Origin of the sequence: Streptomyces sp. NPDC017943, assembly GCF_044328425.1 — a bacterium.
Classification (GTDB): domain Bacteria; phylum Actinomycetota; class Actinomycetes; order Streptomycetales; family Streptomycetaceae; genus Streptomyces; species Streptomyces djakartensis_A.
Genome location: NZ_JBIRHH010000009.1, coordinates 349,740 through 376,120, shown reverse-complemented (window position 1 = coordinate 376,120; position 26,381 = coordinate 349,740). Strand labels below are relative to the sequence as shown.

23 protein-coding genes are annotated in these 26,381 nt (G+C 72.7%); 10 read left to right on the top strand and 13 right to left on the bottom strand.

Annotated elements, in window-relative coordinates; all coding sequences use genetic code 11:
* The first annotated feature begins 206 nt into the window (after positions 1–206).
* Positions 207–956: a YoaK family protein gene (locus ACH4C6_RS28530; protein WP_398111473.1), complete on the top strand. Its 750-nt coding sequence runs from the start codon at positions 207–209 to the stop codon at positions 954–956.
* A gap of 31 nt (positions 957–987) precedes the next feature.
* Here the strand turns inward: ACH4C6_RS28530 and ACH4C6_RS28525 are convergent, their stop codons facing one another.
* The 4 genes from ACH4C6_RS28525 to ACH4C6_RS28510 are packed head-to-tail and all read right to left on the bottom strand — an operon-like array spanning position 988 to position 4,131.
* Positions 988–1,404, bottom strand: coding sequence for a Fur family transcriptional regulator (locus ACH4C6_RS28525; RefSeq protein WP_398111472.1), 417 nt, complete (start codon positions 1,402–1,404; stop codon positions 988–990).
* 59 nt (positions 1,405–1,463) lie between these two features.
* On the bottom strand, positions 1,464–2,366 hold the full coding sequence (locus ACH4C6_RS28520) for a metal ABC transporter permease (protein WP_398111471.1): 903 nt from the start codon (positions 2,364–2,366) through the stop codon (positions 1,464–1,466).
* Positions 2,366–3,133: a metal ABC transporter ATP-binding protein gene (locus ACH4C6_RS28515; RefSeq protein ID WP_398111470.1), complete on the bottom strand. Its 768-nt coding sequence runs from the start codon at positions 3,131–3,133 to the stop codon at positions 2,366–2,368. The genes ACH4C6_RS28520 and ACH4C6_RS28515 overlap by 1 nt, the downstream gene beginning before the upstream one ends.
* A 20-nt stretch (positions 3,134–3,153) precedes the next feature.
* Positions 3,154–4,131 carry a metal ABC transporter substrate-binding protein gene (locus tag ACH4C6_RS28510; RefSeq protein WP_398111469.1) on the bottom strand — a complete coding sequence of 326 codons (978 nt, stop codon included), beginning with the start codon at positions 4,129–4,131 and terminating at the stop codon, positions 3,154–3,156.
* Between the two features lie 228 nt (positions 4,132–4,359).
* On the opposite strand from ACH4C6_RS28510, the gene ACH4C6_RS28505 reads away from it, so the two are divergent.
* The 4 genes from ACH4C6_RS28505 (at position 4,360) to ACH4C6_RS28490 (ending at position 8,251) form a co-directional block, all read left to right on the top strand.
* Positions 4,360–5,742 (top strand): glycine--tRNA ligase, encoded by a 1,383-nt coding sequence (locus tag ACH4C6_RS28505; RefSeq protein ID WP_363118706.1) that lies wholly within the window; start codon positions 4,360–4,362, stop codon positions 5,740–5,742.
* A gap of 134 nt (positions 5,743–5,876) precedes the next feature.
* Positions 5,877–6,491: a LysE family translocator gene (locus tag ACH4C6_RS28500; protein ID WP_398111468.1), complete on the top strand. Its 615-nt coding sequence runs from the start codon at positions 5,877–5,879 to the stop codon at positions 6,489–6,491.
* A gap of 135 nt (positions 6,492–6,626) precedes the next feature.
* Positions 6,627–7,631, top strand: a complete 1,005-nt coding sequence (locus ACH4C6_RS28495) for an aldo/keto reductase (protein ID WP_398111467.1) — start codon at positions 6,627–6,629, stop codon at positions 7,629–7,631.
* 26 nt (positions 7,632–7,657) lie between these two features.
* Positions 7,658–8,251 (top strand): TetR/AcrR family transcriptional regulator, encoded by a 594-nt coding sequence (locus ACH4C6_RS28490; protein ID WP_398111466.1) that lies wholly within the window; start codon positions 7,658–7,660, stop codon positions 8,249–8,251.
* 384 nt (positions 8,252–8,635) lie between these two features.
* Here ACH4C6_RS28490 and ACH4C6_RS28485 read toward each other — a convergent pair whose 3' ends face one another.
* On the bottom strand, positions 8,636–10,087 hold the full coding sequence (locus tag ACH4C6_RS28485) for an MFS transporter (protein ID WP_398111465.1): 1,452 nt from the start codon (positions 10,085–10,087) through the stop codon (positions 8,636–8,638).
* 78 nt (positions 10,088–10,165) lie between these two features.
* Between ACH4C6_RS28485 and dusB the strand changes: the two genes are divergently transcribed.
* Positions 10,166–11,299, top strand: coding sequence for a tRNA dihydrouridine synthase DusB (gene dusB, locus ACH4C6_RS28480; RefSeq protein ID WP_398111464.1), 1,134 nt, complete (start codon positions 10,166–10,168; stop codon positions 11,297–11,299).
* Here the strand turns inward: dusB and ACH4C6_RS28475 are convergent, their stop codons facing one another.
* Complete coding sequence (locus tag ACH4C6_RS28475) at positions 11,300–13,150, bottom strand: CDP-alcohol phosphatidyltransferase (RefSeq protein WP_398111463.1); 1,851 nt, start codon at positions 13,148–13,150, stop codon at positions 11,300–11,302. It lies immediately after the preceding gene.
* 699 nt (positions 13,151–13,849) lie between these two features.
* Here ACH4C6_RS28475 and ppdK point away from each other — a divergent pair.
* On the top strand, positions 13,850–16,597 hold the full coding sequence (ppdK, locus tag ACH4C6_RS28470) for a pyruvate, phosphate dikinase (RefSeq protein WP_398111462.1): 2,748 nt from the start codon (positions 13,850–13,852) through the stop codon (positions 16,595–16,597).
* Between the two features lie 137 nt (positions 16,598–16,734).
* On the opposite strand, the gene ACH4C6_RS28465 is transcribed toward ppdK, so the two are convergent.
* The 5 genes from ACH4C6_RS28465 to ACH4C6_RS28445 all read right to left on the bottom strand — a co-directional run bounded on the left by ACH4C6_RS28465 (position 16,735) and on the right by ACH4C6_RS28445 (position 22,879).
* Positions 16,735–17,253, bottom strand: coding sequence for an NUDIX hydrolase (locus ACH4C6_RS28465; RefSeq protein WP_398111461.1), 519 nt, complete (start codon positions 17,251–17,253; stop codon positions 16,735–16,737).
* 113 nt (positions 17,254–17,366) lie between these two features.
* On the bottom strand, positions 17,367–18,524 hold the full coding sequence (locus ACH4C6_RS28460; protein ID WP_398111460.1) for an alkaline phosphatase PhoX: 1,158 nt from the start codon (positions 18,522–18,524) through the stop codon (positions 17,367–17,369).
* 187 nt (positions 18,525–18,711) lie between these two features.
* Entirely contained in the window at positions 18,712–19,062 is a 351-nt protein-coding gene (gene nirD / locus ACH4C6_RS28455) for a nitrite reductase small subunit NirD (protein ID WP_398111459.1), read from the bottom strand.
* On the bottom strand, positions 19,059–21,665 hold the full coding sequence (nirB, locus tag ACH4C6_RS28450) for a nitrite reductase large subunit NirB (RefSeq protein ID WP_398111458.1): 2,607 nt from the start codon (positions 21,663–21,665) through the stop codon (positions 19,059–19,061). Before nirB ends, nirD begins: the two co-directional genes overlap by 4 nt.
* The gene (locus ACH4C6_RS28445) at positions 21,665–22,879 is read right to left on the bottom strand and encodes an NAD(P)/FAD-dependent oxidoreductase (protein ID WP_398111457.1); all 1,215 of its coding nucleotides are present in this window, start codon (positions 22,877–22,879) and stop codon (positions 21,665–21,667) included. Before ACH4C6_RS28445 ends, nirB begins: the two co-directional genes overlap by 1 nt.
* 158 nt (positions 22,880–23,037) lie before the next feature.
* Between ACH4C6_RS28445 and ACH4C6_RS28440 the strand changes: the two genes are divergently transcribed.
* Both ACH4C6_RS28440 and ACH4C6_RS28435 read left to right on the top strand, forming a co-directional pair.
* Positions 23,038–23,820, top strand: coding sequence for a sulfite exporter TauE/SafE family protein (locus ACH4C6_RS28440; RefSeq protein ID WP_398111456.1), 783 nt, complete (start codon positions 23,038–23,040; stop codon positions 23,818–23,820).
* Between the two features lie 161 nt (positions 23,821–23,981).
* On the top strand, positions 23,982–24,224 hold the full coding sequence (locus ACH4C6_RS28435; RefSeq protein ID WP_398111455.1) for a hypothetical protein: 243 nt from the start codon (positions 23,982–23,984) through the stop codon (positions 24,222–24,224).
* Between the two features lie 39 nt (positions 24,225–24,263).
* On the opposite strand, the gene ACH4C6_RS28430 is transcribed toward ACH4C6_RS28435, so the two are convergent.
* Positions 24,264–25,166, bottom strand: coding sequence for an NAD(P)-dependent oxidoreductase (locus ACH4C6_RS28430; protein WP_398111454.1), 903 nt, complete (start codon positions 25,164–25,166; stop codon positions 24,264–24,266).
* Positions 25,167–25,270: 104 nt separating this feature from the next.
* Between ACH4C6_RS28430 and ACH4C6_RS28425 the strand changes: the two genes are divergently transcribed.
* Positions 25,271–25,663, top strand: a complete 393-nt coding sequence (locus ACH4C6_RS28425; protein WP_398111453.1) for a winged helix-turn-helix transcriptional regulator — start codon at positions 25,271–25,273, stop codon at positions 25,661–25,663.
* Here the strand turns inward: ACH4C6_RS28425 and ACH4C6_RS28420 are convergent.
* Complete coding sequence (locus ACH4C6_RS28420) at positions 25,601–26,257, bottom strand: class F sortase (RefSeq protein WP_398111452.1); 657 nt, start codon at positions 26,255–26,257, stop codon at positions 25,601–25,603. The two genes, ACH4C6_RS28425 and ACH4C6_RS28420, sit on opposite strands and share 63 nt — an antisense overlap.
* Positions 26,258–26,381 lie beyond the last annotated feature (124 nt).

Genomic DNA, 26,381 nt, shown 5'->3' with positions numbered 1-26,381 from the left:
CAGCGGCTCGATCCGGTCCCACATCGCATCGGTGATCATCAATCGGACAGGCACATCCGATCAACTGATCAACCCATCAAAGAGACACGACCTAGGCCCCATCCGGCCCGCCCTGGGGCGTCGCCCCTGGGCCGCGTGGTGCGTGCGGCCGCGTGTCCGGGGTGTCCGTCCCGCAGGGGGCGGGCCCGGGTGTCCACACTGGCCGCATGCCCGATGCCTCACCGGCCCTCGCGAGCGACACCCGGCGGGTGGCCGTCATGACCGTCCTCACCGTGCTGGCGGGCGCCGTCGACGCCGTCAGCTTCCTGACCATGGGAAAGGTCTTCTGCGCCCTGGCCACCGGCAACGTGCTCTTCCTGTCCTTCGCCCTCGCCGGGGACGGGGACATCCCGGTGGCGCGGCCCGTCACCGCCATCGGGGCGTTCGTCGCCGGAGCCGCCCTCGCCGCCCTCGCCCTCAAGGCGGTGGCGGACCGGGGGCGGGCCTGGTTCCCGGCCGGGCTGGTGTGCGAGGCCGTGCTGCTGGTGGCCGCCGGTGCGGTGGCGCTGTGGCGGCACGGCACGCAGGCCGCCGCCGACGCCGGCCAGGACCACGCCGTCATCGCGCTGGTCGCCCTCGCCATGGGGGTGCGGGCCTCCACCGCGCTGCGCGTGCACGTGCCGGGCATGCCGACGCTGCTGAGTCAGACGGCGATCGCCGAGCTCGTCAACGACGTGCTGAGGCGCCCGCGGACGGCGCTGCGCGGGGTACCGGTGAAGCAGCGGCTGGCGCGCACGCGCTGGACGGCCACGGTCGGCGGCATCTTCGCCGGCGGGGTGCTGGGCACGCTGCTGCTGGTGCCGCTGGGCACCGGGCGGGCGCTGCTCGTCATCGCCGCAGCGGTGCTGCTCCTCGCGGCGGTCACGTCGGCACTGCCGGCGCGGGCCGGTAGCGCCGAGGGCCCCGGGGGTTCCTGAGGTCTCCGGTCTCCGGTCGCGGCGCGGCTGCCTACTTCGCGGCCGCCGCGCACTCCGCGCAGGTGCCGAAGATCTCCACCGTGTGGGCCACGTTCACGAAGCCGTGCTCGGCGGCGATGGCCTCGGCCCACGACTCCACGGCCGGGCCCTCCACCTCCACGGCCTTGCCGCAGCCGCGGCACACGAGGTGGTGGTGATGGTCGTCGGTGGAGCAGCGGCGGTAGACGGACTCGCCGTCGGCCGTGCGCAGGACGTCGACCTCGCCGGCGTCGGCGAGGGACTGCAAGGTGCGGTAGACCGTGGTGAGCCCGACCGAGTCGCCCTTGTGCTTGAGCATGTCGTGCAGTTCCTGCGCGCTGCGGAACTCGTCGACCTCCTGCAGGGCCGCCGCCACGGCGGCCCGCTGCTTGGTGGCGCGGCCCTTCACGGACGGTCCAGCGGTCGTCACCGTTGCCTCCTCACGTCTGCCTTGCCCGGGCCATTGTGCCAGCCCGGTTGCGGGGGCGGTCAGACGCCGACCTCGTCGGTCGCCTGACGGCTGCCCGGGATCGCGCACTCGGCGGGATCGGCCGCACCGAGCGCGGCCGCCCGGGCCCGGGCGCGGCGGCGTGCCAGCGGGGTGGCCAGCGCCGTCAGCACCACGAACGCGCCGATGGTAAGCAGCACGATGGTCGCCCCGGGCGGCACGTCCTGGTAGTACGAGGTGACGGTGCCGCCGATCGTCACGCTCACCCCGATGGCCACGGCGATCACGAAGGTGGCGGCGAAGCTGCGGGCGATCTGCTGGGCGGCCGCGACGGGCACCACCATCAGCGCGCTCACCAGCAGCAGGCCCACCACGCGCATCGCCACCGTCACCGTGACGGCCGCGGTGACCGCGGTCAGCAGGTTCAGCACGCGCACCGGCAGGCCCGTCACCCGGGCGAACTCCTCGTCCTGGCTGACCGCGAAGAGCTGCCGGCGCAGGCCCAGCGTGACCAGCACGACGAAGGCGGCCAGCACGCAGATCGCCGTCACGTCCGACGCGGACACCGTCGACAGCGAACCGAACAGGTAGGACGTCAGGTTGGCGTTGGAGCCCGTCGGCGCGAGGTTGATGAACATCACACCACCGGCCATGCCGCCGTAGAAGAGCATCGCGAGGGCGATGTCGCCGCGGGTCCGGCCGTACCAGCGGATCAGCTCCATGAGGACCGCGCCGAGGACGGAGACCAGGGTCGCCATCCACACCGGGGACCAGGTGAGCAGGAAGCCGAGGCCGACGCCGGTCATCGCGACGTGGCCGATGCCGTCGCCCATCAGGGCCTGGCGGCGCTGGACCAGGTAGATGCCGACCGCGGGGGCGGTGATGCCGACCAGGACGGCGGCGAGCAGGGCCCGCTGCATGAAGGCGTAGTCGAGGAAGTCCATCAGCTCAGCAGTCCCGTGCGGATCGGTTCGGCGCCCGCCGGTGCGTGCGGGTGCACGTGGTCGTGGCCGGGCAGGGCGTGCTGCCCGACGGCCTTGGGGGGCGGCCCGTCGTGCACGACGCAGCCGTCGCGCAGGACGACCGCCCGGTCGATCAGGGGCTCCAGCGGGCCCAGTTCGTGCAGGACGAGCAGCACGGTGGTGCCCTGCGAGACCTGCTCGGTGAGCGTGTGCGCGAGGACCTCCTGGCTGGCCAGGTCGACGCCGGCCATCGGCTCGTCCATGATCAGCAGTTCGGGCTCGGAGGCCAGGGCGCGGGCGATCAGGACGCGCTGGTGCTGGCCGCCGGAGAGGGCGTCGACGGGGTCCTTGGCCCGGTCGGCCATGCCGACGAGCTCCAGGGCACGCCGCACGGCCGCGTGGTCGGCCTTGCGCAGCACGCCGAAGCGGGCCCGCGACAGGCGGCCGGAGGACACCACCTCGGTCACCGTGGCGGGCACGCCGCCCGCGGCCGTGGTGCGCTGCGGGACGTAGCCCACGCGGTGCCAGTCGCGGAAGCGCGCGCGGTCGGTGCCGAACAGCCGGATCTCGCCGGCGCCGGTCTGCACCTGGCCGATGATGCTGCGCACGGCCGTCGACTTGCCCGAGCCGTTCGCGCCGAGCAGCGCGACCACCTCGCCGCTGCGCACGGTGAGGTCGATGCCGCGCAGCACGGGGCGTGAGCCCAGGTCCGCGCGGACCCCGCGCAGGGATACGACGGGCTCGCTCATGCCGTCCTCCGATGGGTCGATCACTTGGCGCCCAGGGCCTTCTGCAGGGCCTTGAGATTGGATTCCATGACCTGGAAGTAGTCGTCGCCGCGGGACCTGTCGGTGATGCCCTCCACTGGGTCGAGGACGTCCGTCTTCAGGTTCGCGTCGCGGGCGAGGGTCTTCGCGGTCTTGTCGGAGACCAGTGTCTCGTAGAAGACGGTGGTGACGCCGTCGGCCCTGGCCTCCTGCTGGAGCTCCCTGACCCGGGCGGCGCTGGGCTCGCTCTCGGGGTCGACGCCGGAGATGGCCTCCTGGGTGAGGCCGTAGCGCTCGGCGAGGTAGCCGAAGGCGGCGTGGTTGGTGAAGAAGACCTTGCTCCGGGTGTTCTTCAGTCCGTCCTCGAAGTCGGTGTCCAGGGCGTTCAGCTTCTCGACGAGGGCCGCGGTGTTCTTCTCGTAGTCGGCCGCGTGGTCGGGGTCGGCCTTCTCGAAGGCCTTGCCGACGCCCTTGGCGATCTCTGCGTACTTGACCGGGTCGAGCCAGACGTGCGGGTCGCGGCCGTGCTCGTCCTCCTCGGCGTGGGCTTCCTCGGAGTGGCCCTCCTCGGCGTGGCCCTCCTCGCCCTCGTGGCTGTGGCCGCCGGTGCCGTGGTCCTCAAGGTGGGTGAGGCCGGCCGCGTCGATCTTCGTCTCGATGCCGGTCTGGGCGACGGCCTCGTCGACGGCCGGCTGGAGACCCTTGAGGTAGAGCGCCGCGTCGGCCTCCTCGAGCTGGGCGCGCTGCCTGGTGCTGATCTCCAGGTCGTGCGGCTCCTGGCCCGGTTCGGTCAGGCTGGTGACGTGCGCGTGGTCGCCGCCGATCTGCTCGGCGAGGAACGCCATCGGGTAGAAGGAGGCGACGACGTCGAACTTGTCCGTGTTGCCCGTCGCCGCGCTGTCGCTGGAGCAGGCGGTGAGGGCGCCGAGGCCCAGAGCGGAGGCCAGGGCGGCGGGTATGAGGCGTCGTCGTACGTTCATGACAGTCATTTTCAACAAATATGGAAACCGTTGTCAACAAACGCCCTCACCAGGGCCTTGAGGGCGGTCGAGGGGGAGCGATTTGATTGAGGGGGCGCCCCCGCCGGTAACCTGAGTCATTCGCTGGAAGCATCTCGCTTCGCCCGCCCGTCTCCCGACCACCACCCCCTCATCGAGGCGCTTCCGCGCCGCACCGTCACTATTCGTCGTCGTAATGAAGAGAGCACCGTGGCCGCCGACAAGATCGACACCATCGTCAGCCTGAGCAAGCGCCGTGGCTTCGTATTCCCCTGTAGTGAGATCTACGGCGGTCAGCGCGCCGCTTGGGACTACGGCCCCCTCGGTGTCGAGCTCAAGGAGAACCTCAAGCGCCAGTGGTGGCGCTACATGGTGACGTCCCGCGAGGACGTCGTGGGTATCGACTCGTCCGTGATCCTGGCTCCCGAGGTCTGGGTCGCCTCCGGCCACGTCGCCACCTTCACGGACCCGCTGACCGAGTGCACCTCCTGCCACAAGCGGTTCCGCGCGGACCACCTGGAGGAGGCCTACGAGGCCAAGCACAAGCGCCTGCCGGAGAACGGCCTGGCCGACGTCAACTGCCCCAACTGCGGCAACAAGGGCCAGTTCACCGAGCCCAAGCAGTTCTCGGGCCTGCTGTCCACCCACCTCGGCCCCACGCAGGACTCCGGCTCCGTCGCCTACCTGCGCCCCGAGACCGCGCAGGGCATCTTCACCAACTTCTCGCAGGTGCAGACCACTTCGCGCCGCAAGCCGCCGTTCGGCATCGCCCAGATGGGCAAGTCCTTCCGCAACGAGATCACGCCCGGCAACTTCATCTTCCGCACCCGCGAGTTCGAGCAGATGGAGATGGAGTTCTTCGTCAAGCCGGGCGAGGACGAGAAGTGGCAGGAGTACTGGATGGAGCAGCGCTGGAACTGGTACACCGGCCTGGGCCTGCGCGAGGAGAACATGCGGTGGTACGAGCACCCGAAGGAGAAGCTCTCCCACTACTCCAAGCGCACCGCCGACATCGAGTACCGCTTCCAGTTCGGCGGCAGCGAGTGGGGTGAGCTGGAGGGCGTGGCCAACCGCACGGACTACGACCTCGGCGCCCACTCCAAGGCCTCCGGCCAGGACCTGACGTACTTCGACCAGGAGGCCGGCGAGCGCTGGACCCCCTACGTCATCGAGCCCGCGGCCGGTGTCGGCCGCGCCATGCTGGCGTTCCTGCTGGACGCCTACGTCGAGGACGAGGCGCCCAACGCCAAGGGCAAGCTGGAGAAGCGCACCGTGCTGCGCCTGGACCACCGCCTCGCCCCGGTCAAGGTCGCGGTCCTGCCGCTGTCCCGCAACCCCGAGCTGTCCCCGAAGGCCAAGGGCCTGGCCCAGGCGCTCCGGCAGAACTGGAACATCGAGTTCGACGACGCCGGCGCCATCGGCCGCCGCTACCGCCGCCAGGACGAGATCGGTACGCCGTTCTGCGTGACCGTGGACTTCGACACGCTCGAGGACAACGCCGTCACCGTCCGCGAGCGCGACTCGATGAAGCAGGAGCGCGTCTCCCTCGACCAGATCGAGGGCTACCTGGCGGCCCGCCTGGTCGGCTGCTGACGCCTCTTCCCCGTACGACGGTGCCGGGTCCCTCCCGAGGGGGGCCCGGCACCGTCGCGTTGCCGTGATTGGTCCCTCAAGCGGGGTGCCGATTGGTCCTGTTGCCGTGAGATCCGCGGCGCGAGGGTGGGGTCATGAGCCTCGCCTTCCTGCTGACCACCCTGATCGTCGTCGCCACGCCGGGCACCGGCGCCCTCTACACCCTTGCCGCGGCGCTCTCCCGCGGCCCGCGCGCCGGTGTCGTCGCGGCCGTGGGCTGCAGGCTCGGCATCGTGCCCCACCTGCTGGCCACCGTCACGGGCGTGGCCGCCCTGCTGCACGCCGGCGCGACCGCCTTCCAGGTGCTGAAGTACGCCGGCGTCGCCTACCTGCTGTACATGGCCTGGGCCACCCTGCGCGACAAGGACGCCCTCGCCGTCGAGGAGGGCGAGGCCGCACCCCCGCCCGCACGGCAGGTGATCGTGCGGGGCGTGCTGATCAACATCCTCAACCCGAAGCTCACGGTCTTCTTCTTCGCGTTCCTGCCGCAGTTCGTGAGCCCCGGGGAGCCGCGCGCGGTGGTCCGCATGGCCGGGCTCGGCGGGGTGTTCATGCTGGCCACCTTCCTGGTGTTCGCCGCGTACGGGCTGCTGGCCGGGGCGGTGCGCGGCCGAGTGCTGGGCCGGCCGCGGGTCATGGCGTGGCTGCGCCGGGGTTTCGCCGGGTCGTTCGTGGCGCTGGGCGCGAAGCTCGCCACGACGGTCCGGTAGCGGAGCGACGGCGCCGGCGAGGACGGGCGCCGGCGAGGACAAGCGCCGGCAAGGACAGGCGCCGGCGGAGGGGTACTGACAAGTATCGAATGACAGATATTGAAATCTGTCAGCTGTCATGCCATCGTGGAGGGCATGACGATGCGAACGCGTTCCCTCGGAACCACCGGCCCCCGGGTCTCCGCCCTCGGTCTCGGCTGCATGGGCATGTCCGCCCTGTACGGCGAGGCGGACCGGGCGGAGTCCGTCGCGACGATCCACGCGGCGCTCGAAGCGGGCGTCACCCTCCTCGACACCGGCGACTTCTACGGCATGGGCCACAACGAGCTGCTGATCGGCGAGGCCCTGCGCGCCGCCCCCGCCGCCCGGCGCGAACAGGCCCTGGTCAGCGTCAAGTTCGGCGCCCTGCGCGGCCCGGACGGCAGCTGGTCGGGCTACGACGGCCGGCCCGCCGCGGTGAAGAACTTCGCCGCCTACTCCCTCCAGCGGCTCGGCGTCGACCACATCGACGTCTACCGCCTCGCCCGGCTGGACTCCGACGTGCCGGTCGAGGAGACGGTCGGCGCGATCGCGGAACTGGTCGAGGCGGGGTACGTGCGGCACATCGGCCTCAGCGAGGTCGGCGCCGCCACGATCCGCCGGGCCGCCGCCACCGCACCGATCTCCGACCTCCAGATCGAGTACTCCCTGATCTCCCGCGGCATCGAGGCCGAGGTCCTGCCCACCACACGCGAACTGGGCATCGGCGTCACGGCGTACGGGGTGCTCTCCCGGGGGCTGATCTCCGGTCACTTCACGGCCGACCGGCAGCTGGGCCCGGGCGACTTCCGCGCGATGTCGCCCCGCTTCCAGGGGGACAACCTCCGGCACAACCTGCGCCTCGTGGACGCGCTGCGGAAGATCGCCGAGCAGAAGGGCGTCAGCGTCGCGCAGATCGCGATCGCCTGGGTGCTCTCCCGCGGCGAGGACATCGTGCCGCTGGTCGGCGCCCGCCGCCGCGACCGGCTGGACGAGGCCCTGGGCGCCCTGGACGTCGCCCTCGACGAGGCCGACCTCGCCGCGATCGAGGAGGCCGTGCCGGCCGGGGCGGCCGCCGGCGAGCGCTACCCGGCGGCCCAGATGGCGCACCTCGAGAGCTGAACCGGGCTCCGGGTACGGTCGGGGGCATGGCACCGACCAGCGAGACCCTGACCGCCGAGCGCATCCTCGAAGCGACGGAGGAGGTGCTGCGCCGCCACGGACCGGCCAAGGCCACCGTGGTGGACGTGGCCCGCGCGCTCGGTGTCAGCCACGGCAGTGTCTACCGGCACTTCCGCACCAAGGCGGCGCTGCGCGAGGCGGTCACCAAGCGCTGGCTGGACCGCACCTCCCGCGAGCTGTCCGGCATCGCCGCCGCGGACCGCGACCCCGAGGCGCGGCTGCGGGACTGGCTGAGCGCGCTGTTCGCCGCCAAGCGCCGCAAGGCGGGCGACGACCCGGAGCTGTTCGCCACCTACACGGTCCTCACGGACGAGGCCGGCACGGCGGTCGGCGACCACATCGCCGACCTGACCGCCCAGTTGGCCGCCATCGTGCGGGACGGGGTGGACGCCGGGGCCTTCGCCGCCGCCGACCCCGAAGCCGCCGCCCGCGCGGTCTTCCACGCCACCGGCCGCTTCCACGACCCCGGTCACGCCCGGGAGTGGACGGAGCCGGGCGCCGAGGCCGACTTCACGGCCGTCGTCGACCTGCTGGTGCGGGGACTGCGGCGCGCGGCGTAGGAAGGCGCGCCGACCTCGGCCCGGCCGTCGGGTCCACCGTCGCCTGATGGGCCTCCAGCAGGTGCTCCTCGGCCGTCAGCCCGGGCAGCGACGCGGCGGTGCGCCAGCCGCAGGTGTCGCACCGGAGGGTGCGCTGCCTGCCGGTGCGCCGCACGCGTACCACGTGCCGCCGCCCGTGCTGGTCCCACCGGCAGACGCTGCCCGTGTCGGTCTGCGTCATGACGCCCCCCGTGTCGTGCTCGGCTGCTCACGGTCCCTCCGCGGCACCGGAACTGCTACCCCGGCGACGCGCCCTCAGGCCACGCGGCGCACGCCGGGCGTGCCGCGGGGCAGCCGCCCGCCGCTCCGGACGCGGGCGCCGGAGCCGGGGCCGAACGGCCCGTGTCAGGCGCGCTCCGCCGTCGCCACCACGTCCCGCGCCTCCGCCGGCCGCAGCCGCTCCGCGGCCCGTTCGGCGCTGCGCCGGGCCCACCGGCCCGTCGTCAGCGCGCCCAGCGTCAGCACCGCGAAGCCGCACGCCGCGAGGATCCACCAGCCGGGCCGGGCGGCGGAGACGAACGCGGCGCGGTACGAGGACGCCCCCACGCCTGCCGCGAGCACCGCGCCCACCACGGCCACGCCCAGCGTCTGCCCCAGCTGGCGGCTGGTGGAGGCGACGGCCGCCGCGACGCCCGCCTGGGCGCGGGGCATGCCGGACACGGCCGTGTTGGTGATGGGCGCGTTGACGAAGCCGAAGCCGACGCCGAACAGGACGTAGCCGAGGAAGAGCGTGGTGTTCGACGTCTCCGCCTCGAACGCGGCGAACAGCACCCCGCTCACCGTCATCGCCGCGCCCGCGATCAGCAGGGGCAGGCGAGGACCGCGCGTGCCGACCAGGCGGCCCGACAGCGGGGCGCACAGGAACGTCGGCACCGCCATCGGCAGCATCCACAGGCCCGCCTCCAGTGCCGTCAGCCCGCGTACGCCCTGGAGGTACAGCGTCGACAGGAACAGGAACCCGCCGAGCGCCGCGAAGGCGCTGACGGCGACGACCGTCGCCCCGCTGAACGGCGCCGAGCGGAAGAACCGCAGGTCGATCAGCGGTTCCTCGCGGCGGGGCTCGTACAGCAGCAGGCCGGTCAGCGCGGCCAGGGCCACGACGGCCAGCGGGGCGATGGACGCGAAGGACGTGCTCGGCGCCTCGATGATCGCGTATGTCAGAGAGCCGAACAGCGCGATCACCAGCACCTGGCCGACCGGGTCGGGGCGGCGGGCCCGGGGCGCGCGGGACTCGGGGACGAAGCGCAGGGTGAGCAGCAGGGCGGCCAGTCCGACCGGCAGGTTGATCCAGAAGATCGAGCGCCAGCCCACCGACTCCACCAGCACGCCCCCGACCAGGGGACCGGCGGCCATCGAGAGGCCGACGACGGCACCCCAGGCACCGATCGCCCGGGCCCGCTCGCGCGGGTCCGTGAACGTGTTGGTGATGATCGACATGGCCACCGGGTTGAGCATCGAACCGCCCACCGCCTGCACCATCCGGAACGCGACCAGCGCCTCGAGGTCCGGTGCGAGGGAGCACAGGACCGAGCCGAGGGTGAAGACCACCAGGCCCGCCATGAAGACCCGCTTGCGGCCGATCCGGTCGGCGGTGGAACCGGCGAGCATCAGCAGCGAGGCCAGGACGAGGGTGTACGCGTCGATCGTCCACTGCAGGCCCGAGGTGCTCGCGTGCAGGTCCCGCTGCATGGCCGGCAGGGCCACGTTCAGGACCGTGTTGTCGAGGCTCACGATCAGCAGGCTCATGCAGCAGATCGCGAGCACCAGCATGCGGCGGCGGGGACCGGGTTCGGGCATGGGGTCCATCGTACGCCGATTTCGATAGTGTGCCTAACTAACGAACTTTACCCGTTCATTGCACGGCACAATGGAGGAATGTCCACGCCCCTCCAGATCGGCCCGCACACCGTCCGGCCCCCCGTCGTCCTGGCCCCGATGGCCGGCATCACCAACGCTCCCTTCCGCACCCTGTGCAGGGAGTTCAGCGGGGGCAAGGGCCTGTTCGTCAGCGAGATGATCACCACCCGGGCCCTGGTCGAGCGCAACGAGAAGACCATGCAGCTCGTCCACTTCGACGCGAGCGAGCGGCCCCGGTCCATCCAGCTCTACGGCGTCGACCCGGCGACCGTCGGCAAGGCCGTCCGCATGATCGCGGAGGAGGACCTCGCCGACCACATCGACCTCAACTTCGGCTGCCCCGTGCCGAAGGTCACCCGCAAGGGCGGCGGCTCGGCGCTGCCGTACAAGCGGAACCTGCTGCGCGCCATCCTGCGCGAGGCGGTCAGCGGCGCCGGCGATCTGCCGGTGACGATGAAGATGCGCAAGGGCATCGACGACGACCACATCACCTACCTCGACGCCGGCCGGATCGCCGTCGAGGAGGGCGTCACCGCCATCGCGCTGCACGGCCGCACCGCCGCCCAGCACTACGGCGGCACCGCCGACTGGGAGGCCATCGCCCGGCTCAAGGAGCACGTGCCGGAGATCCCCGTGCTGGGCAACGGCGACATCTGGTCCGCCGAGGACGCCCTGCGCATGGTCCGCGAGACCGGCTGCGACGGCGTGGTCGTCGGCCGCGGCTGCCTGGGCCGGCCCTGGCTCTTCGCCGACCTCGTGGCCGCCTTCGAGGGCCGCACCGAGGACATCGCCCGGCCCGCCCTGCGCGAGGTCGCCGACGTCATGGTCCGGCACGCCACCCTGCTCGGCGAGTGGATCGGCGACGAGTCCAAGGGCGTCGTCGACTTCCGCAAGCACGTCGCCTGGTACCTGAAGGGCTTCGCGGTCGGCTCCGAGATGCGCAAGCGTCTCGCGATCACCTCGTCCCTGGAGGAGCTGCGCTCCGGCCTGGACGAACTCGACCTCGACCAGCCCTGGCCCGCCGGTGCCGACGGGCCCCGCGGCCGTACGTCCGGCAACAACCGCGTGGTGCTGCCGGACGGCTGGCTGAAGGACCCCTACGACTGCGCCGGCGTCGGCGAGGACGCCGAACTCGACACCTCCGGCGGCTGATCAGCCCGTCGAGGGGTGGGGTGTGGAGCCGAACGCCTTCAGGAAGCGGTCGCGGAAGGAGTCCATCCGCCACACCGGTGCGTCGTGAGCGGGCCTGAGGCCCTCCGTCCAGTGCCAGTCGGCGACCTTGTCCAGGACCTTCGGGTCCTTGGCGACGATCGAGACCGGTACGTCGCGTGAGGCGTGGTCGCCGCTGACCCGGGCGATGGGCTGGTGGTCGCCGAGGAACACCAGGACGGTGTCGTCGGTGCCGTAGCGCTCGAGCCACTGGGTGAGGCTGGTGACGGAGTACTGGATGGACCTGCCGTACTCCTCGCGGGACCTCGTGGTGTCGGTGATGACGTCCGAGGCCCTGTTGCCGGCTCGCTGGATCGCGTCGAAGACCGAGCCGTCGCCGAGTTCGTCCCAGCCGACCAGCTTCGGGATCGGGGCCCAGGGCTGGTGACTGGAGGTGAGGATGACGAGGGACATCAGCGGCTTGTCCCGCTCCCTGCCGTGCACCCGCCGCTGGAACGCCTCCAGGGCGTACTGGTCCGGCATGGTCGACCAGCTGAACTTCGGCCCTCGGTAGCCCAGGTCGAACGCGTCGTAGACCTGGTCCAGGCCGTACCACTTCTCCTCCGGCCAGCCCTTCTGCACGCCCGGCATCACGCCGACCGTGTCCCAGGCCCCGGTCCGCTGGAACGCCTTGGTGAGGGTGAGGTGCTCGCCCGCGGTGACCGTGCGGTAACGGCGCTGGTTGTCGATCCACAGGCCGGACATGGCCGTGGAGTGACCGAGCCAGCTGCTGCCGCCGTACGTCGCCGAGGTCAGCCAGCCGCTGCGCGCCGCGAAGCCGGCCTCGCGCAGCGCCGCGGTGCTCGCGTCCAGGGTCCGATCGACGCCGGGGGCCATGACCGGGTCCTCGACGGCGCTGCGCCCGTAGCTCTCGATGAAGGTGAAGATCACGTCCTTGCCGCGCAGATCGGGCAGGAGCTCGCCCGGCGGGGTGTCGCCGAAGGTGTCGGCCCGGGCCTCCTTCGCGAACGCGGCCTCGTCCCGCAGCGAGTCGACCGTGCGCTGGGCGTGCACCCGCAGGGCCCCGGCGCCGCGTCCGGAGGCGAGCGGGCCACCCGGCAGCGTCAGGCCGAGAGCGGCGCACGCGACCCACGCGGTGCCCGCGAGCAGGACCCCCTTGGTGGACCGCGCCCGGTGGCGGGCCAGCACGCCGGACAGCCGGACCGCCGCCGCGACCAGGACGGCGGCGACCAGCAGCACGAGCACCACCGCGCCGACGGCGGCCGCGGTCGCCACACCCCCGCCGAAGGTGTCCCGGACGTACCCCTGGGCGTCCGGCAGCAGGTCCCAGTCGAGCGCGGCGTTGAAGCCCCGGCCGAGGTACTCGTTGAACCCCATGTCGAGCAGGTTGACCGTGGTCAGCACGGTCAGCCCCAGCCCGTACAGCACCGCGGCGGCCAGCCGGGGCCGCGGCGGCAGCACCAGCACCACGACGGCCCCGGCGACCGCCTCCACGGGGATCCTCGCGAAGCTGCCCGCGTGCAGCGCCGCGAGCCTGTTCGGCAGCAGCAGCGCCCCGAGGACCAGGGCCGCGGCCAGCAGGGTCGTGGCCCGGTGCAGGGCGCGTGCGGTCCCCGGGTGCCGGGCGCGCCAGGCGCGCAGACGGGCCGGCAGGTGCCCGGGGAGCGACCGGGAGAGGGTGCCGCGCACCGCGCCCCCGTCCCGGGCCGCGACGGACTCCCCGGCCGGGTCGCCCCCGCCCTCCCCTCTGCCTCCGGCCCCCGTCCCGGCCGCGACGCGGGATGGGCCGTCGCCCGGCTGGGGCGGCTCATGGAAGCGTGTGAAGACAGGCACCCGGAGGTCCTTCCCATGCGGAACGCGGCGAGGTGGCGGACCCGCGTGGGGGAACGGGTCCGCCACCGTTGCGTACGGGACGCCCACCAGGTGCGTTCAGCCCGCCGGGCCACGGCTCGGCAAACACCCGGCAAACCTCCGGCGGGACCGCGCGTGCACGGCGGCGACCGTCGCGACCCTGCCGGACCGGGGGTCCCGGTGATCGCCGGGAATCCGGCCGGAACTCCCTCCCTCACCGGCGTGCGCGCACTGCGAGCGGGCCGAGGGGCGACTGCGCGTGTCCGGGGTGTGACCACGGTGTTCCCCGGCCCGTGACCCGTCCGCATGGTGAAATCCGGGCGGCTGTGGCAGCGTGATTCTCGCCACCCTTGATAAGGGCTGCGCTCAGATGAGCGGATCATGGGCGACTGCACTTCCTCAAAGGGTGGCACTCAGTGCCACCCTTTGATCGTTCATCGAGCGAAATCATATGTGCGCAAACTTCGCTCAGATGAGCGCGCAGAGGCTGGAGAGAAGCGTCTTGCGTTCAAGAAGTGAAAACATGCGGCTGCGATCGCTTGCTCAGCCTTGACTTTCGATCCGCTGGCGGACGAGTGGTTACAGGCGCATGACGCGCGAGTGGACCTCCTCAGACGCCTTTGATCTGGGTATGTTCCTCGCCGTCAGGGCAGCCACCGCGTCCTCGAGGAGTCGAGACCCGTGTCGGAAAACAAAGATCCCCACGTAGCTCAGCCGGGCCAGAGCGTTGAGGGCGTGAAGTTCGTCTACGACTTCACCGAGGGCAACAAGGACCTCAAGGACCTCCTCGGTGGCAAGGGCGCGAACCTCGCCGAGATGACCAACCTCGGACTGCCGGTTCCCCCCGGCTTCACCATCACCACCGAGGCCTGCAAGACCTACCTGGAGAGCGGCGAGGAGCCGGCGGCACTGCGTGACGAGGTGAGCGCCCACCTCGACGCCCTCGAGGCCCGCATGGGCAAGAAGCTCGGCCAGGCGGACGACCCGCTGCTGGTGTCGGTGCGCTCGGGCGCCAAGTTCTCCATGCCCGGCATGATGGACACCGTCCTCAACATCGGCCTCTCCGACAAGTCCGTGCAGGGCCTGGCCAGGCAGGCCGGCGACGACCGGTTCGCGTGGGACTCCTACCGGCGCCTCATCCAGATGTTCGGCAAGACCGTCCTGGGTGTGGACGGCGAGCTGTTCGAGGACGCGCTGGAGGCGGCGAAGGCGGCCAAGAAGGTCACCGTCGACACCGAGCTGGAGGCGGCCGACCTCAAGAAGCTCGTCACCAAGTTCAAGAAGATCGTCAAGACCGAGGCCGGCCGGGACTTCCCGCAGGACCCGCGCGAGCAGATGGACCTCGCCATCAAGGCCGTCTTCGACTCCTGGAACGGCGACCGCGCCAAGCTCTACCGACGCCAGGAGCGCATCCCGCACGACCTGGGCACGGCCGTCAACGTCTGCTCCATGGTCTTCGGCAACCTCGGTCCCGACTCGGGCACCGGCGTCGCCTTCACCCGCGACCCCGCCTCCGGCCACCAGGGCGTCTACGGCGACTACCTGCAGAACGCGCAGGGCGAGGACGTCGTGGCCGGCATCCGCAACACCGTGCCGCTGGCCGAGCTGGAGCAGATCGACAAGAAGTCGTACGACCAGCTCATGCAGATCATGGAGACGCTGGAGAACCACTACAAGGACCTCTGCGACATCGAGTTCACCATCGAGCGCGGCGTCCTGTGGATGCTCCAGACCCGGGTCGGCAAGCGCACCGCGGGCGCGGCCTTCCGCATCGCGACCCAGCTGGTGGACCAGGGGCTGATCGACGAGGCCGAGGCGCTCACCCGCGTCAACGGCGCCCAGCTCGCGCAGCTGATGTTCCCGCGCTTCGACGAGAGCGCCAAGGTCGAGCAGGTCGGGCGCGGCATCGCCGCCTCCCCGGGCGCCGCGGTCGGCAAGGCGGTCTTCGACTCCTACACGGCCGTCAAGTGGTCCCGCTCCGGCGAGAAGGTCATCCTGATCCGCCGCGAGACCAACCCCGACGACCTGGACGGCATGATCGCCGCCGAGGGCATCCTGACCTCCCGCGGCGGCAAGACCTCCCACGCGGCCGTCGTCGCGCGCGGCATGGGCAAGACCTGTGTCTGCGGCGCCGAGGAGCTGGAGGTCGACACCAAGCGCCGCCGGATGACCGTCCCCGGCGGGCACGTCGTGGAGGAGGGCGACGTCGTCTCCATCGACGGTTCCTCCGGCAAGGTCTACCTCGGTGAGGTGCCGGTCGTGCCGTCGCCGGTCGTGGAGTACTTCGAGGGCCGGATGCACCCGGGCGCCGACGACGCCGACGAGCTGGTCGAGGCCGTCCACCGCATGATGGCCTTCGCCGACCGCAAGCGCCGCCTGCGGGTGCGGGCCAACGCCGACAACGCCGAGGACGCGCTGCGCGCCCGCCGCTTCGGCGCCCAGGGCATCGGCCTGTGCCGCACCGAGCACATGTTCCTCGGCGACCGGCGCGAGCTGGTGGAGCGGCTGATCCTGGCCGACACGGACGCCGAGCGCGAGGAGTCCCTCAAGCAGCTGCTGCCGCTGCAGAAGCAGGACTTCGTGCAGCTCTTCGAGTCGATGGACGGCCTCCCGGTCACCGTCCGCCTCCTGGACCCGCCGCTGCACGAGTTCCTGCCGGACATCACCGAGCTGTCCGTCCGCGTGGCGCTGGCCGAGTCCCGCCAGGAACCGCACGAGAACGAGCTGCGCCTGCTCCAGGCCGTGCACCGGCTGCACGAGCAGAACCCGATGCTGGGCCTGCGCGGGGTGCGCCTCGGCCTGGTCATCCCCGGCCTGTTCACCATGCAGGTCCGGGCGATCGCCGAGGCGGCGGCCGAGCGCAAGGCCGCCAAGGGCGACCCGCGCGCCGAGATCATGATCCCGCTCGTGGGCACGGTCCAGGAGCTGGAGATCGTGCGCGAGGAGGCCGACAAGGTCATCGCCGAGGTCGAGGCGGCCTCCGGCGCGCAGCTGAAGCTGTCCATCGGCACGATGATCGAGCTGCCCCGCGCCGCGCTGACCGCCGGTCAGATCGCCGAGGCCGCCCAGTTCTTCTCCTTCGGCACCAACGACCTCACCCAGACGGTGTGGGGCTTCTCCCGGGACGACGTGGAGGCGAGCTTCTTCACCGCGTACCTGGAGAAGGGCATCTTCGGCGTCTCCCCGTTCGAGACGATCGACAAGGACGGCGTCGGCTCGCTGGTGAAGCTGGCCGCCCAGGCCGGCCGCGCGACCCGGCCCGACCTGAAGCTCGGCGTCTGCGGCGAGCACGGCGGTGACCCGGAGTCGGTCCACTTCTTCCACGAGGTCGGACTCGACTACGTCTCCTGCTCGCCGTTCCGCATCCCGGTGGCCCGCCTGGAGGCGGGCCGGGCCGCGGTCCAGTCCCAGGGCAGCGACCACCGCTAGCCGCACGGACCCGGAGCCGCCGTCGGTCCCCGACCCTCACCGATCGCGGCGGCTCCGGACCACGGGGGAGAGCGGGGGCGGCACCTTTTGTGCGGAGGTGCCGTCCCCGCTCTTCGGGCATGTCCACCCCGGGCCGCTCACACGGGCCGGCTCTCCCGCAGGCACACCACCGTGCCGGTCAGGGCCGCCGCGTGCAGGGCCGCCAGGGCGGGCAGCCCGGGCGACAAGGAGACGCCGGCCAGGTCGCCCGGGGCGAACAGACCGTCGTCGTCGTGCTCGGCGCTGCGGCGCACCGACAGCGGTGACGGGAGCCGGCCGCCGTGGAAGTAGAAGTCGATCACCGGCCCGGTGCCCAGCACCTCCGACCGGTGGTCGTAACCGAGGAGCCGGGGCGCCTCGGCCGGCACGAGGCCGGTCTCCTCGCACAGCTCCCGGCGGGCGGCGGTGACGGGATCCTCCCCGTGGTCCAGCATCCCGCCCGGCAGCCCCCACATCCCCGCCCCCGGCTGGCCCGCGGCATAACGCAGCAGGAGCATCCGGTCCTCGGCGTCCAGCAGCAGGACGCAGGAGGCGGCGATGCTCTGCGGCAGTGTCCTCACCCACTCGGCACGCGGCAGGACGAGCGGTACGTCGGAGGCGGGCACGGTCGTGTCCACGGGTGGTGTCCCTTCCGTCGGCACGGCAGCCCGGACGGGCTGCCCGACCGGAGGAACGCCCGGGACCGCCGATGGTCACCGGCGGTCCCGGTGCAGGAGGGGGCGCACGGGGGTCACGCCCGGAACGGGCCCCGGACCTCGTAGGTGATGCCGCCCGAGGAGCTGCCGGACGTGCCGCGCTGGCTGGAGAAGTACAGGCGGGTGCCGTCGGGGGAGAAGGCCGGGCCGGTGATCTCCGAGCCGGACTGGCCCTCGACGCGCAGGAAGGGGGCGACGACGTCGGCGGGGGTGATGACGCAGATGTCCATCGTGCCCCCGTCCTCGGCGACGAAGAGGTCGCCGGAGGCGGCGCCGGTGACGTTGTCGACGCCGGTCAGGGGGGCGGTGCCGCCGGTCACCAGTGAGTCGTCGTAGGCGAGTTCGACGGTCTGCGCGGCCGCGTCGTACCGCCAGACGCGGTTGTCGCCCTTGGTGGTGAACCAGCACGTGTCGTTCGCGTAGTGGCAGCCCTCGCCGCCGTTGAAGCGCTTGGCGCCCGCGACCTGGTTGCGGGTGGCGGTCGCGCCGGACGGGTCGGGGACGCGGGACCAGGTGACCGGGCCGCTGGTGCCGCTGCCCGCCACCAGCACCTCCAGCGTGCCGGAGGACAGGTCGCCCCAGGTCGTCGGGCGGAAGCGGTAGAAGCAGCCGTCGGTGACGTCCTCCGTCAGGTAGACGACCCGCCGGACCGGATCGGCCGCCGCAGCCTCGTGCTTGAACCGGCCCATCGCGTCCCGCCGCACCGCCGGCTTCACGCCCCACGGGTCGGTCTCGTAGACGTAGCCGCGGTCGACCTCCTCGCAGGACAGCCAGGTGTTCCAGGGCGTCCTGCCGCCCGCGCAGTTCTGCCGCGTGCCGGACAGGATCCGGTGCGCCCCGGTGATCGCGCCGGTGGCGGAGAACACCACCGCGCTCGCGCCGCCCGACGGGTTGACCTCGGAGTTGGAGACGTAGATCCAGCCGGTGCCGTCGGCGTAGCAGGCGCCGCCGTCCGGGGCGGGGTGCCAGGTGTAGGCCGTGGCGCCGACCCGCTGGCCGGAGCGGGCCACGACCCGGCTGGTGAAACCGGCCGGGAGCCTGATGCCGTTGGCGTCGGGGGAACCCAGCGGGCCGTAGGGGCCGGCGCCGGACTGGGCGGGGGCGGCGTACGCGGCGCCGCGCCACAGGGTTCCGCCCAGGGCGGCCGAGGTACCGCCGAGGACGGCCGCACGCAGGAGACTGCGACGTTCCACTCTCACTCCATCAAGTGCCGTACCGCCCCGCCGCCGGTCGACGGCGGGGTCGTGCTGGGAGCAGGGGAGGGCGGGAGGAACGCTAGGGTCGCCGGATTGACGGAGCATGGACAAGAAATGGCGGCCGGGGGGCCGATCGTCCCCCGGCCGCGAGCCGTTCGTGATGTGTCCCGGTGGGGGACGCCCCTCAGGCGGCGCGCACCTCGTACGCCGCCACCCGGACCGCCTCGTCGTCCAGGCACTGGCCCGACGCCAGGTCGAAGCGCTGCTTCAGCAGCGGTGAGGCGACGAACGGGCGGCCCCGGTGGGTGCCTGTGAGACCGCGGGAGAGGACGGCCGCGCCCGTGAAGGGGTCGCGGTTGTCGATGGCGAAGAGCGCTCCGGTGCGGTCGCGGAAGAGCGCGGCCTGGCGTCCGCCGGGCAGCAGGGCCGCCACTCCGCGGCCCGGGAGCAGCGCGTCGAGGTCGCAGACCGCGAACCATTCGCCCGACAGGCGGAGTTCGACCTTCAGGTCGGTGGTCTCGGGTGCCAGGGTCATCGCTGGGCGCTTCCTTCCAGTACGTCGTCGGCGGGTCGCATGCCGAGGGAGAGCAGTGGCAGGTCGGGCTTCATCTGGTCGCGCTCCGGGACGAAGGCGACGACGGGGTCGGGGGTGTCCGGGGCGTTGACGAAGGACACGAACCGGGCGAGCTTGTCAGGGTCGTTGACGGTCTCGGCCCACTCGTCGCGGTAGTGCGCGACATGCGCCCGCATCAGCTGCTCCAGCTCCTCGCAGATGCCGAGCGAGTCGTGCACGACGACGTCCCGCACGTGGTCCAGGCCGCCCGGGATCCGCTCCAGCCAGGTCGAGGTGCGCTCCAGCCGGTCGGCCGTGCGGATGTAGAACATCAGGAACCGGTCGATGAGGCGGACCAGTTCGGCGTCCGAGAGGTCCTGCGCGAGCAGGTCCGCGTGGCGGGGCGTGGCGCCGCCGTTGCCCCCGACGTAGAGGTTCCAGCCGTTGGCGGTGGCGATCACGCCGAAGTCCTTGGACTGCGCCTCGGCGCACTCGCGCTGGCAGCCGGAGACGGCCGACTTGAGCTTGTGCGGGGAGCGCAGCCCCCGGTAGCGCAGCTCCAGGTCGATCGCCATGCGTACGGAGTCCTGGACGCCGTAGCGGCACCAGGTCTGCCCCACGCAGGACTTCACCGTGCGCAGCGACTTGCCGTAGGCGTGGCCGGACTCGAAGCCGGCGTCGACCAGGCGGGCCCAGATCAGCGGGAGCTGCTCGACCCGCGCGCCGAACATGTCGATCCGCTGGCCACCGGTGATCTTCGTGTAGAGCCCGAAGTCGCGGGCGATCTCGCCGATGACGATCAGCTTCTCCGGGGCGATCTCGCCGCCGGGGATGCGGGGCACGACGGAGTACGAGCCGTTCTTCTGCAGGTTGGCCAGGAAGTGGTCGTTGGTGTCCTGGAGGGCCGCCTGCTCACCGTCCAGGACGTAGCCGCTCGCGCCGATCGCCGGGGCGAGGGAGGCGATGATCGAGCCGACGGTGGGCTTGCACACCTCGCAGCCCTCCCCGCCCCGGGCCTCCTCGCGGCCGTACCGGTCGAGCAGCTCCCGGTGGCCGGTGATGCGCAGGGCGAGGACGATCTCGTACAGCTCCTCGCGGGTCTGGGAGAAGCAGCCGCACAGGCCCTTGTCGACCGTGACGCCGTTCGCCTCCAGCTCGGCGTCGACGAGCTGCCCGAGGACCTTCACGCACGAACCGCAGCCGGTGCCGGCCCTGGTGCACTTCTTCACCTCCGGCACGGTCGTGCAGCGGTGGTCGGTGACCGCGCCGCGGATCGTGCCCTTGGAGACGTTGTGGCAGGAGCAGACGATCGCCTCGTCCGGCAGCGCCGACGGGCCGAGCGCGGCCGGCTGCCCGGCCCCGGCGGGCAGCACCAGCGACTCCGGCGGGACCGGCGGGACGGACCCGGTGAACGCCTTCAGCGTGCCGTAGGCCTCCGCGTCGCCGACCAGGATGCCGCCGAGCAGCGTGCCGTCGCGGCCGATGACCAGCTTCTTGTACAGGCCCGCCCGGGAGTCGGAGTACACCACGTCCAGGCAGTCCCCGGCAGTGCCGTGCGCGTCGCCGAAGGACGCCACGTCCACCCCGAGCAGCTTCAGCTTGGTGGACAGGTCGGCACCCGTGAAGGACGCCTCGTCGGAGGCGATCGTGGCCGCCGCCGTCTCGGCCTGCTCGTATCCCGGTGCCACCAGCCCGTACACCCGGCCGTCCGCGGCCAGCGCGCACTCGCCGATGGCGAAGACGTGCGGGTCGGCGACCGTACGGCACTGCTCGTCGACCGCGATGCCGCCGCGCTCGCCGACGGTGAGGCCGCAGTCGCGGGCCAGCTGGTCGCGGGGGCGCACACCGGCGGAGAACACGACCAGGTCGGTGGCCAGTTCGGAGCCGTCGGACAGCTTCATGCCGGTGACGGCACCGTCCTCGCCGACGACGATCTCCTGCGTGCCGACGCCCGTGTGGACGCTCAGGCCCATCCCCTCGATGGTGCGCAGCAGCGCGGCTCCCCCGCCCTCGTCGACCTGCACGGGCATCAGCCGGGGCGCGAACTCCACGATGTGCGAGGTGAGTCCGAGGCCCTTCAGCGCGCCCGCGGCCTCCAGGCCGAGCAGGCCGCCGCCGACCACGGCACCGGTGGTGGCGGTCCTCGCGTACTCCTCGATGGCGAGGAGGTCCTCGATCGTCCGGTACACGAAGCAGCCTTCGGCGTCCTTGCCCGGGACCGGCGGCACGAACGGGTAGGAGCCGGTGGCCAGGACGAGGACGTCGTAGCCGACGACCTCACCGGAGCGGGCGGTGACCGTGCGGGCCACCCGGTCCACCGAGACCGCCGGGTCGCCGACCCGCAGCTCGATGCCGTGGCCGGCGAGGAACCGCGGATCCGTCAGGGACAGGTCCTCGGGCGTGCGGCCGGAGAAGTACGAGGTGAGCTGGACGCGGTCGTAGGCCGGGCGCGGCTCCTCGCAGAGCACCACCACGCGGTGCGTGGCGGTCAGGCCGCGCTCGGCGAGCGCTTCGAGGAAGCGCTGGCCGACCATGCCGTGGCCGACGAGCACGATCGTCGGGGTCGCCCCCGGGGTGGCCGTCATCAGGAGCCTCCATCGTTGGTGAGCAGGTGGAGCAGCGGGCCGCCGGCAGGGAGCGGCTCTGCTCCCTCCCAGGCGCGGGCGAGCGTGCCGACGGTGCCGAGTTCGCCGACGAGGACCCCGCCGACCAGGCGGTCGTCGCGGACGACGACCTTGCGGTAGGTGCCCCGGGTGGCGTCGGCGAGCTGGACGACGTCGTCGCCCGGGAGCGCCTCCGTCTCGCCGAACGCGGCCAGATCGAAGGGACCGTCCCCGCCGGTCAGGGTGAGCCGGGTCAGGGAACGCGTGCCCGTGTAGCGGGCGGTGGGGTCCCCGGCCAGCGACCGGGCCAGCACCTCGGCCTGTTCGAGCGCCGGGGCGGCGAGTCCGTACAGGACGCCGTCGTGCCGGGCGCAGTCGCCGATCGCGTGGATGTACGGGTCGGAGGTGCGCAGTTCGTCGTCCACGACGACGCCTTTGCGCACGTCGAGTCCGGCGTCCTGCGCGAGACCGGTCCGCGGACGGACCCCGCAGGCGACGACCACCAGGTCGGCGTCGAGCGCGTACCCGTCGGCGAGTTCCACCGAGCGGACCGCGCCCGCCGCGCAGCGCACGTCCCGGACCCGGCACTCGGTGTGCACCTCGACGCCGAGGTCCGTCAGGTGCCGCAGCACCAGCCGTGAGGCGGCCGGGTCGAGCTGACGCTCCATCAGCCGCTCGGACTGCTGGGCGAGCACGACCTGGGCGCCGCGCAGGGCGAGGGCCCGGGCCGCGGAGACCCCGAGCAGGCCACCGCCGACGACGACCGCCCGCACACCGGGCCGGACGGCCTCGGACAGGCCCAGGCAGTCGTCCATGGTGCGGAACGCGTGGACGCCCTCGGGCAGTTCGCCGCCGCCGGTGAACAGCCCGCGCAGCGGCGGCAGGACGGGGTTGGAGCCGGTGGCGAGGACCAGCCGGCCGTACGCGATCCGGGAGCCGTCGTCGCAGACGACGGCCCGCCGCTCGCGGTCGATGCCGGTGACCCGGGCGCGCCGGACGTCCGCGGGGGCGGGCAGGGCGATCACCTCCGGGCTGTACCGCCCGGCCAGCACCTCGGCGAGCAGGACCCGGTTGTAGGGCCGGTGCTCCTCCTCGCCGACCAGCAGCGCGGACGTGCCCAGCTCGCCGAGCCGCCGGGCGAGCCGTACGCCCGCCAGGCCGGTGCCGATCACCACCACACGCTCGTTCGAGGTCATGTCCCGAGCGTGCGGTGCCGGTGTTACCCGGCCGCATCCCCCCTGTTTCCCGCGGGGAACGCTGCCCTCAGCGGCGGCGCCGGGCCCGTGTGAGGGTTCCTGACGTGCGAGGACGGGGGGTGTGAGGCGCCGCCCGGGCGTCGCATAAGGTCGCCGTCATGCCCGACATATCGCTGACCATGATCGTCCTGCTCTGCGTCGCGGCCCTCGCCGCCGGGTGGATCGACGCCGTGGTCGGCGGGGGCGGCCTCCTGCTGCTGCCGGCGCTGCTGCTGGGCCTGCCGTCGCACACCCCCGCCGCGTACGCGCTGGGGACCAACAAGGCGGTCGCCATCGTGGGCACCACCGGCGCGGCGGTCACCTACGCCCGCAGGGCCCCGGTGGACGTGCGGACGGCGATCCGCATCGGGCTGGCCGCCCTGGCCGGGTCCTCGGCCGGGGCCTTCTTCGCCGCCGGGATGAGCACGGAGGTCCTCAAGCCGGTGATCATGGTGGTGCTGCTCGGGGTGGCCGCCTTCGTGATCCTGCGCCCGGCCTTCGGCACGGCCCCCGCGACCGGCCCGGCGGGCCCGCGCCGGATCCTCGCGGCGATCGGCCTGGCGGGCCTGGGCATCGGCTTCTACGACGGGCTCATCGGCCCCGGCACCGGCACCTTCCTGGTGCTGACCCTCACGGCCGTCCTCCACCTCGACCTCGTCACCGCCTCCGCCACGGCCAAGATCGTCAACTGCTGCACCAACGCCGGGGCCCTGGCCACCTTCGCCTGGCAGGGCACCGTCCTGTGGCAGCTGGCCGCCCTGATGGCCGTGTTCAACCTGGCGGGCGGCACCCTCGGCGCCCACACCGCCCTGAAGAAGGGCAGCGGCTTCGTCCGCGTCGTCCTGCTGACGGTGGTCTTCGCCCTGGTGGCGAACCTCGCGTACGAGCAGTGGGCGGCCTGATCGCTGCGGCCCCGCCGGCCGTTCGGAGCGCGCTGCGCGCCCGCCCTCGCGGTGTGAAACTGGAGGTGGGGGACGGCGCGCGGGACCCGGGCGGTGTGCGGCGCCGGTGCCGGTGACCGCTTGCCGGACGTACCCGCGCCTCTGTGCAGAAGGAGGCCGCCATGACAGTGGAACGCGACCGGGGCGACGCCGTCCCGGCGGAGTTCGGCGGGCTGTTCGAGGAGTTCCGCGGCCTGCTGGAGAAGTACCCGGACGCCGCCGGGCACTTCTCGCTCGCCTATCACCCCGCCGGGCACGGGCAGGGGGCGGGCACGGCGGTGACGGCCGGGTTCACCCAGCCCGTCTTCGAGTGCTCGGAGATCGAGCCCGGGTTCGTCGTCTGCGAGCGCGTCGACGAGCAGTGAGCGGGCGGGCCGGCGGACCACGCCTCGGTGGAACGGGCCTCAGGCGTCCACCCGGCGCCGCAGGTCCAGCAGTTCGATCGTCCCCGTGCCGTCCTCGTCGCCGTGGCCCTGGGCCAGCCGCCGTTCCATCAGCGCCATGAACGGGGTCAGCAGCTCCGCACTGACCCGCTGCTCCTGGGCCGTGCGCAGCAGGGTGGCGTTGCCCGCGACCTGCATCGCGAGGGTGGAGACCACACCCTCGGTGTAGTCGCCGCTCTCCAGGTGACCGGCGGTCCCGTGCACGGCCGGGGCCATCGCGGTCAGCCAGTCCGCGAGCAGCGGCGCGAAGTCGTGCGGTGCGACCTCCTCCGGGCGGATCAGGGCGAAGGCGTGCGTGATGCCCGCGAACATGCCGGTCATCGCGCTCAGCAGCGCCACGTCGTGCAGCGCGGCGAATCCCGGGTCGGCCCCCACGTAGCGGGTGCCCGCCGGGACGGCCAGGGTGGCGCGGTGGTCCCCGAACAGCTCGGGGGAGCCGCTGTAGAAGACGTAGCCACCGGACTCCGGGTCACCGATCATCGGCGGCACGGCCATGATCCCGCCGTCCAGGAACCGCGCGCCGCGCGCCTCGGCCCAGGCGCTGCGCGTGCGGGCCTCGCCGGGAGTGCCGGTGGTGAGGTTCACCAGGTCCCGCCCGGTGAGGTCGGCCCCGTCGAGGGCCTCGCCGACGGAGGCGTCGTCCAGCAGGCAGGCGATGACCAGGCGGCTCGCCGCGACGGCCGCGGCGGCGCTCGGTGCGACGGCCGCGCCCTCGGCGGCGAGGGCCTCGGCCCGGGCGGGCGTGCGGTTCCAGACGGTCACCGGATGCCCGGCGGCGAGCCAGGCCCGGGCCAGGGCGGTGCCCATGGCGCCGGTGCCCAGCAGGGTGAGAGGAGTGCGGGATGCGACTGCGTAGTCGGTCATGGCGTCTAGGCTCGCCGGAGGGGAGTGGCGGCTCAAGTAGGCACTTGGAAGTGGGTGGTTACTCCCGGGAAAGGGTCGAGGCAGCGCGAGCGGAGGAGTCGGGCATGGGGACGGCGGGCCGGCGGCCGGGGGTGTACGTGTGCGGGATCGACGCGGCGATGGACGTGATCGGCGGCAGGTGGAAGGTGCTGATTCTCTGGGCGCTGAACGAACGGCCCCACCGTTTCGGTGAGTTGCGCCGCGCGCTGCCGGGCGTCACCGAGAAGGTGCTGGCCTCGCACCTCCGTGAGATGGAGGCCGACGGGCTGGTGCACCGTGAGGCGTACGACGAGGTGCCGCCCCGCGTGGAGTACTCGCTGACCTCCCGGGGCGGCTCCCTGAACGCCGCCCTGGAACCGCTGGGGGCGTGGGGGAAGGCCCATGTCCTCGGCGGGTCACCGGCTGCCGGTGAGGTGGGCGAAGACGACGACGTTCCCCCGGTACCCGGTGCCGCGTGACCAGCCGCCGCCGCAGGTGATGACCCGCAACTCGGGCCGCCGGGCCGGACCGTAGACCTTCTCGTCCGGGAAGTCGCGCGCGTCGTACACCTCGACGGCGTCCACGGTGAACACCGCGACCCGGCCGTCCCGGCGGTCCACCTCGATCGTGCTGCCCTTGGCGAGGGCGCCGAGGCGGTAGAAGACGGCGGGACCGTCGGCGTTGTCGACGTGGCCCGCGACGATCGCGGTGCCCCGCTCGCCGGGCGTGGTGCCGGCCTCGTACCACCCGGCGAGGTCCGGGCGGGAGGCGGGCGGTACGTCCAGGCTGCCGGTCCGGGTGAGGCCGAGTCCGGTCAGCGGGGCGTCCACCCCGATGGCCGCGATGCGCACGCGCCGGGGCGGTGACGGCGGCAGTGCGGGCACGGACCGGTCCCGGGCCTCCTTGCCGCCCCTGCCGTCCTGCCCGGTCCCGGCCTGCGCCGCGGAGGGCTGGGGCGGGCCGTGCGTCGTGGCCCCGTCGCGCAGCAGCCAGGCCCCGGAGCACAGGGCGAACAGCGTCACGGCCGTCAGGGCGGCGTTCGCGGGGCCGCCGGGCCGGGGGAACCTGGGCATACCCACCCCTTCCTCGACCCCCGGGCGCGGCGGGGGAGTTCGGCCCCGTTCCCCCTCCGGGCCGCGAGGGGCGTCGGACCCGGAGGGGGAGGGGCTGCGGTACCGGCGACGGACAGCGGAGGAT

Bases quoted from the DNA above. Each gene is read 5' to 3' on its own strand.
- ACH4C6_RS28445 (WP_398111457.1), bottom strand. From the start codon at position 22,879: ATGACCTCGAACGAGCGTGTGGTGGTGATCGGCACCGGCCTGGCGGGC.
- ACH4C6_RS28490 (WP_398111466.1), top strand. From the start codon at position 7,658: ATGGCACCGACCAGCGAGACCCTGACCGCCGAGCGCATCCTCGAAGCG.
- nirB (WP_398111458.1), bottom strand. From the start codon at position 21,665: ATGACGGCCACCCCGGGGGCGACCCCGACGATCGTGCTCGTCGGCCAC.
- ACH4C6_RS28425 (WP_398111453.1), top strand. From the start codon at position 25,271: ATGGGGACGGCGGGCCGGCGGCCGGGGGTGTACGTGTGCGGGATCGAC.
- ACH4C6_RS28440 (WP_398111456.1), top strand. From the start codon at position 23,038: ATGCCCGACATATCGCTGACCATGATCGTCCTGCTCTGCGTCGCGGCC.
- ACH4C6_RS28530 (WP_398111473.1), top strand. From the start codon at position 207: ATGCCCGATGCCTCACCGGCCCTCGCGAGCGACACCCGGCGGGTGGCC.
- ACH4C6_RS28420 (WP_398111452.1), bottom strand. From the start codon at position 26,257: ATGCCCAGGTTCCCCCGGCCCGGCGGCCCCGCGAACGCCGCCCTGACG.
- ACH4C6_RS28500 (WP_398111468.1), top strand. From the start codon at position 5,877: ATGAGCCTCGCCTTCCTGCTGACCACCCTGATCGTCGTCGCCACGCCG.
- ACH4C6_RS28495 (WP_398111467.1), top strand. From the start codon at position 6,627: ATGACGATGCGAACGCGTTCCCTCGGAACCACCGGCCCCCGGGTCTCC.
- ACH4C6_RS28510 (WP_398111469.1), bottom strand. From the start codon at position 4,131: ATGAACGTACGACGACGCCTCATACCCGCCGCCCTGGCCTCCGCTCTG.
- ACH4C6_RS28485 (WP_398111465.1), bottom strand. From the start codon at position 10,087: ATGCCCGAACCCGGTCCCCGCCGCCGCATGCTGGTGCTCGCGATCTGC.
- dusB (WP_398111464.1), top strand. From the start codon at position 10,166: ATGTCCACGCCCCTCCAGATCGGCCCGCACACCGTCCGGCCCCCCGTC.
- ACH4C6_RS28435 (WP_398111455.1), top strand. From the start codon at position 23,982: ATGACAGTGGAACGCGACCGGGGCGACGCCGTCCCGGCGGAGTTCGGC.
- ACH4C6_RS28515 (WP_398111470.1), bottom strand. From the start codon at position 3,133: ATGAGCGAGCCCGTCGTATCCCTGCGCGGGGTCCGCGCGGACCTGGGC.
- ACH4C6_RS28430 (WP_398111454.1), bottom strand. From the start codon at position 25,166: ATGACCGACTACGCAGTCGCATCCCGCACTCCTCTCACCCTGCTGGGC.
- ACH4C6_RS28520 (WP_398111471.1), bottom strand. From the start codon at position 2,366: ATGGACTTCCTCGACTACGCCTTCATGCAGCGGGCCCTGCTCGCCGCC.
- nirD (WP_398111459.1), bottom strand. From the start codon at position 19,062: ATGACCCTGGCACCCGAGACCACCGACCTGAAGGTCGAACTCCGCCTG.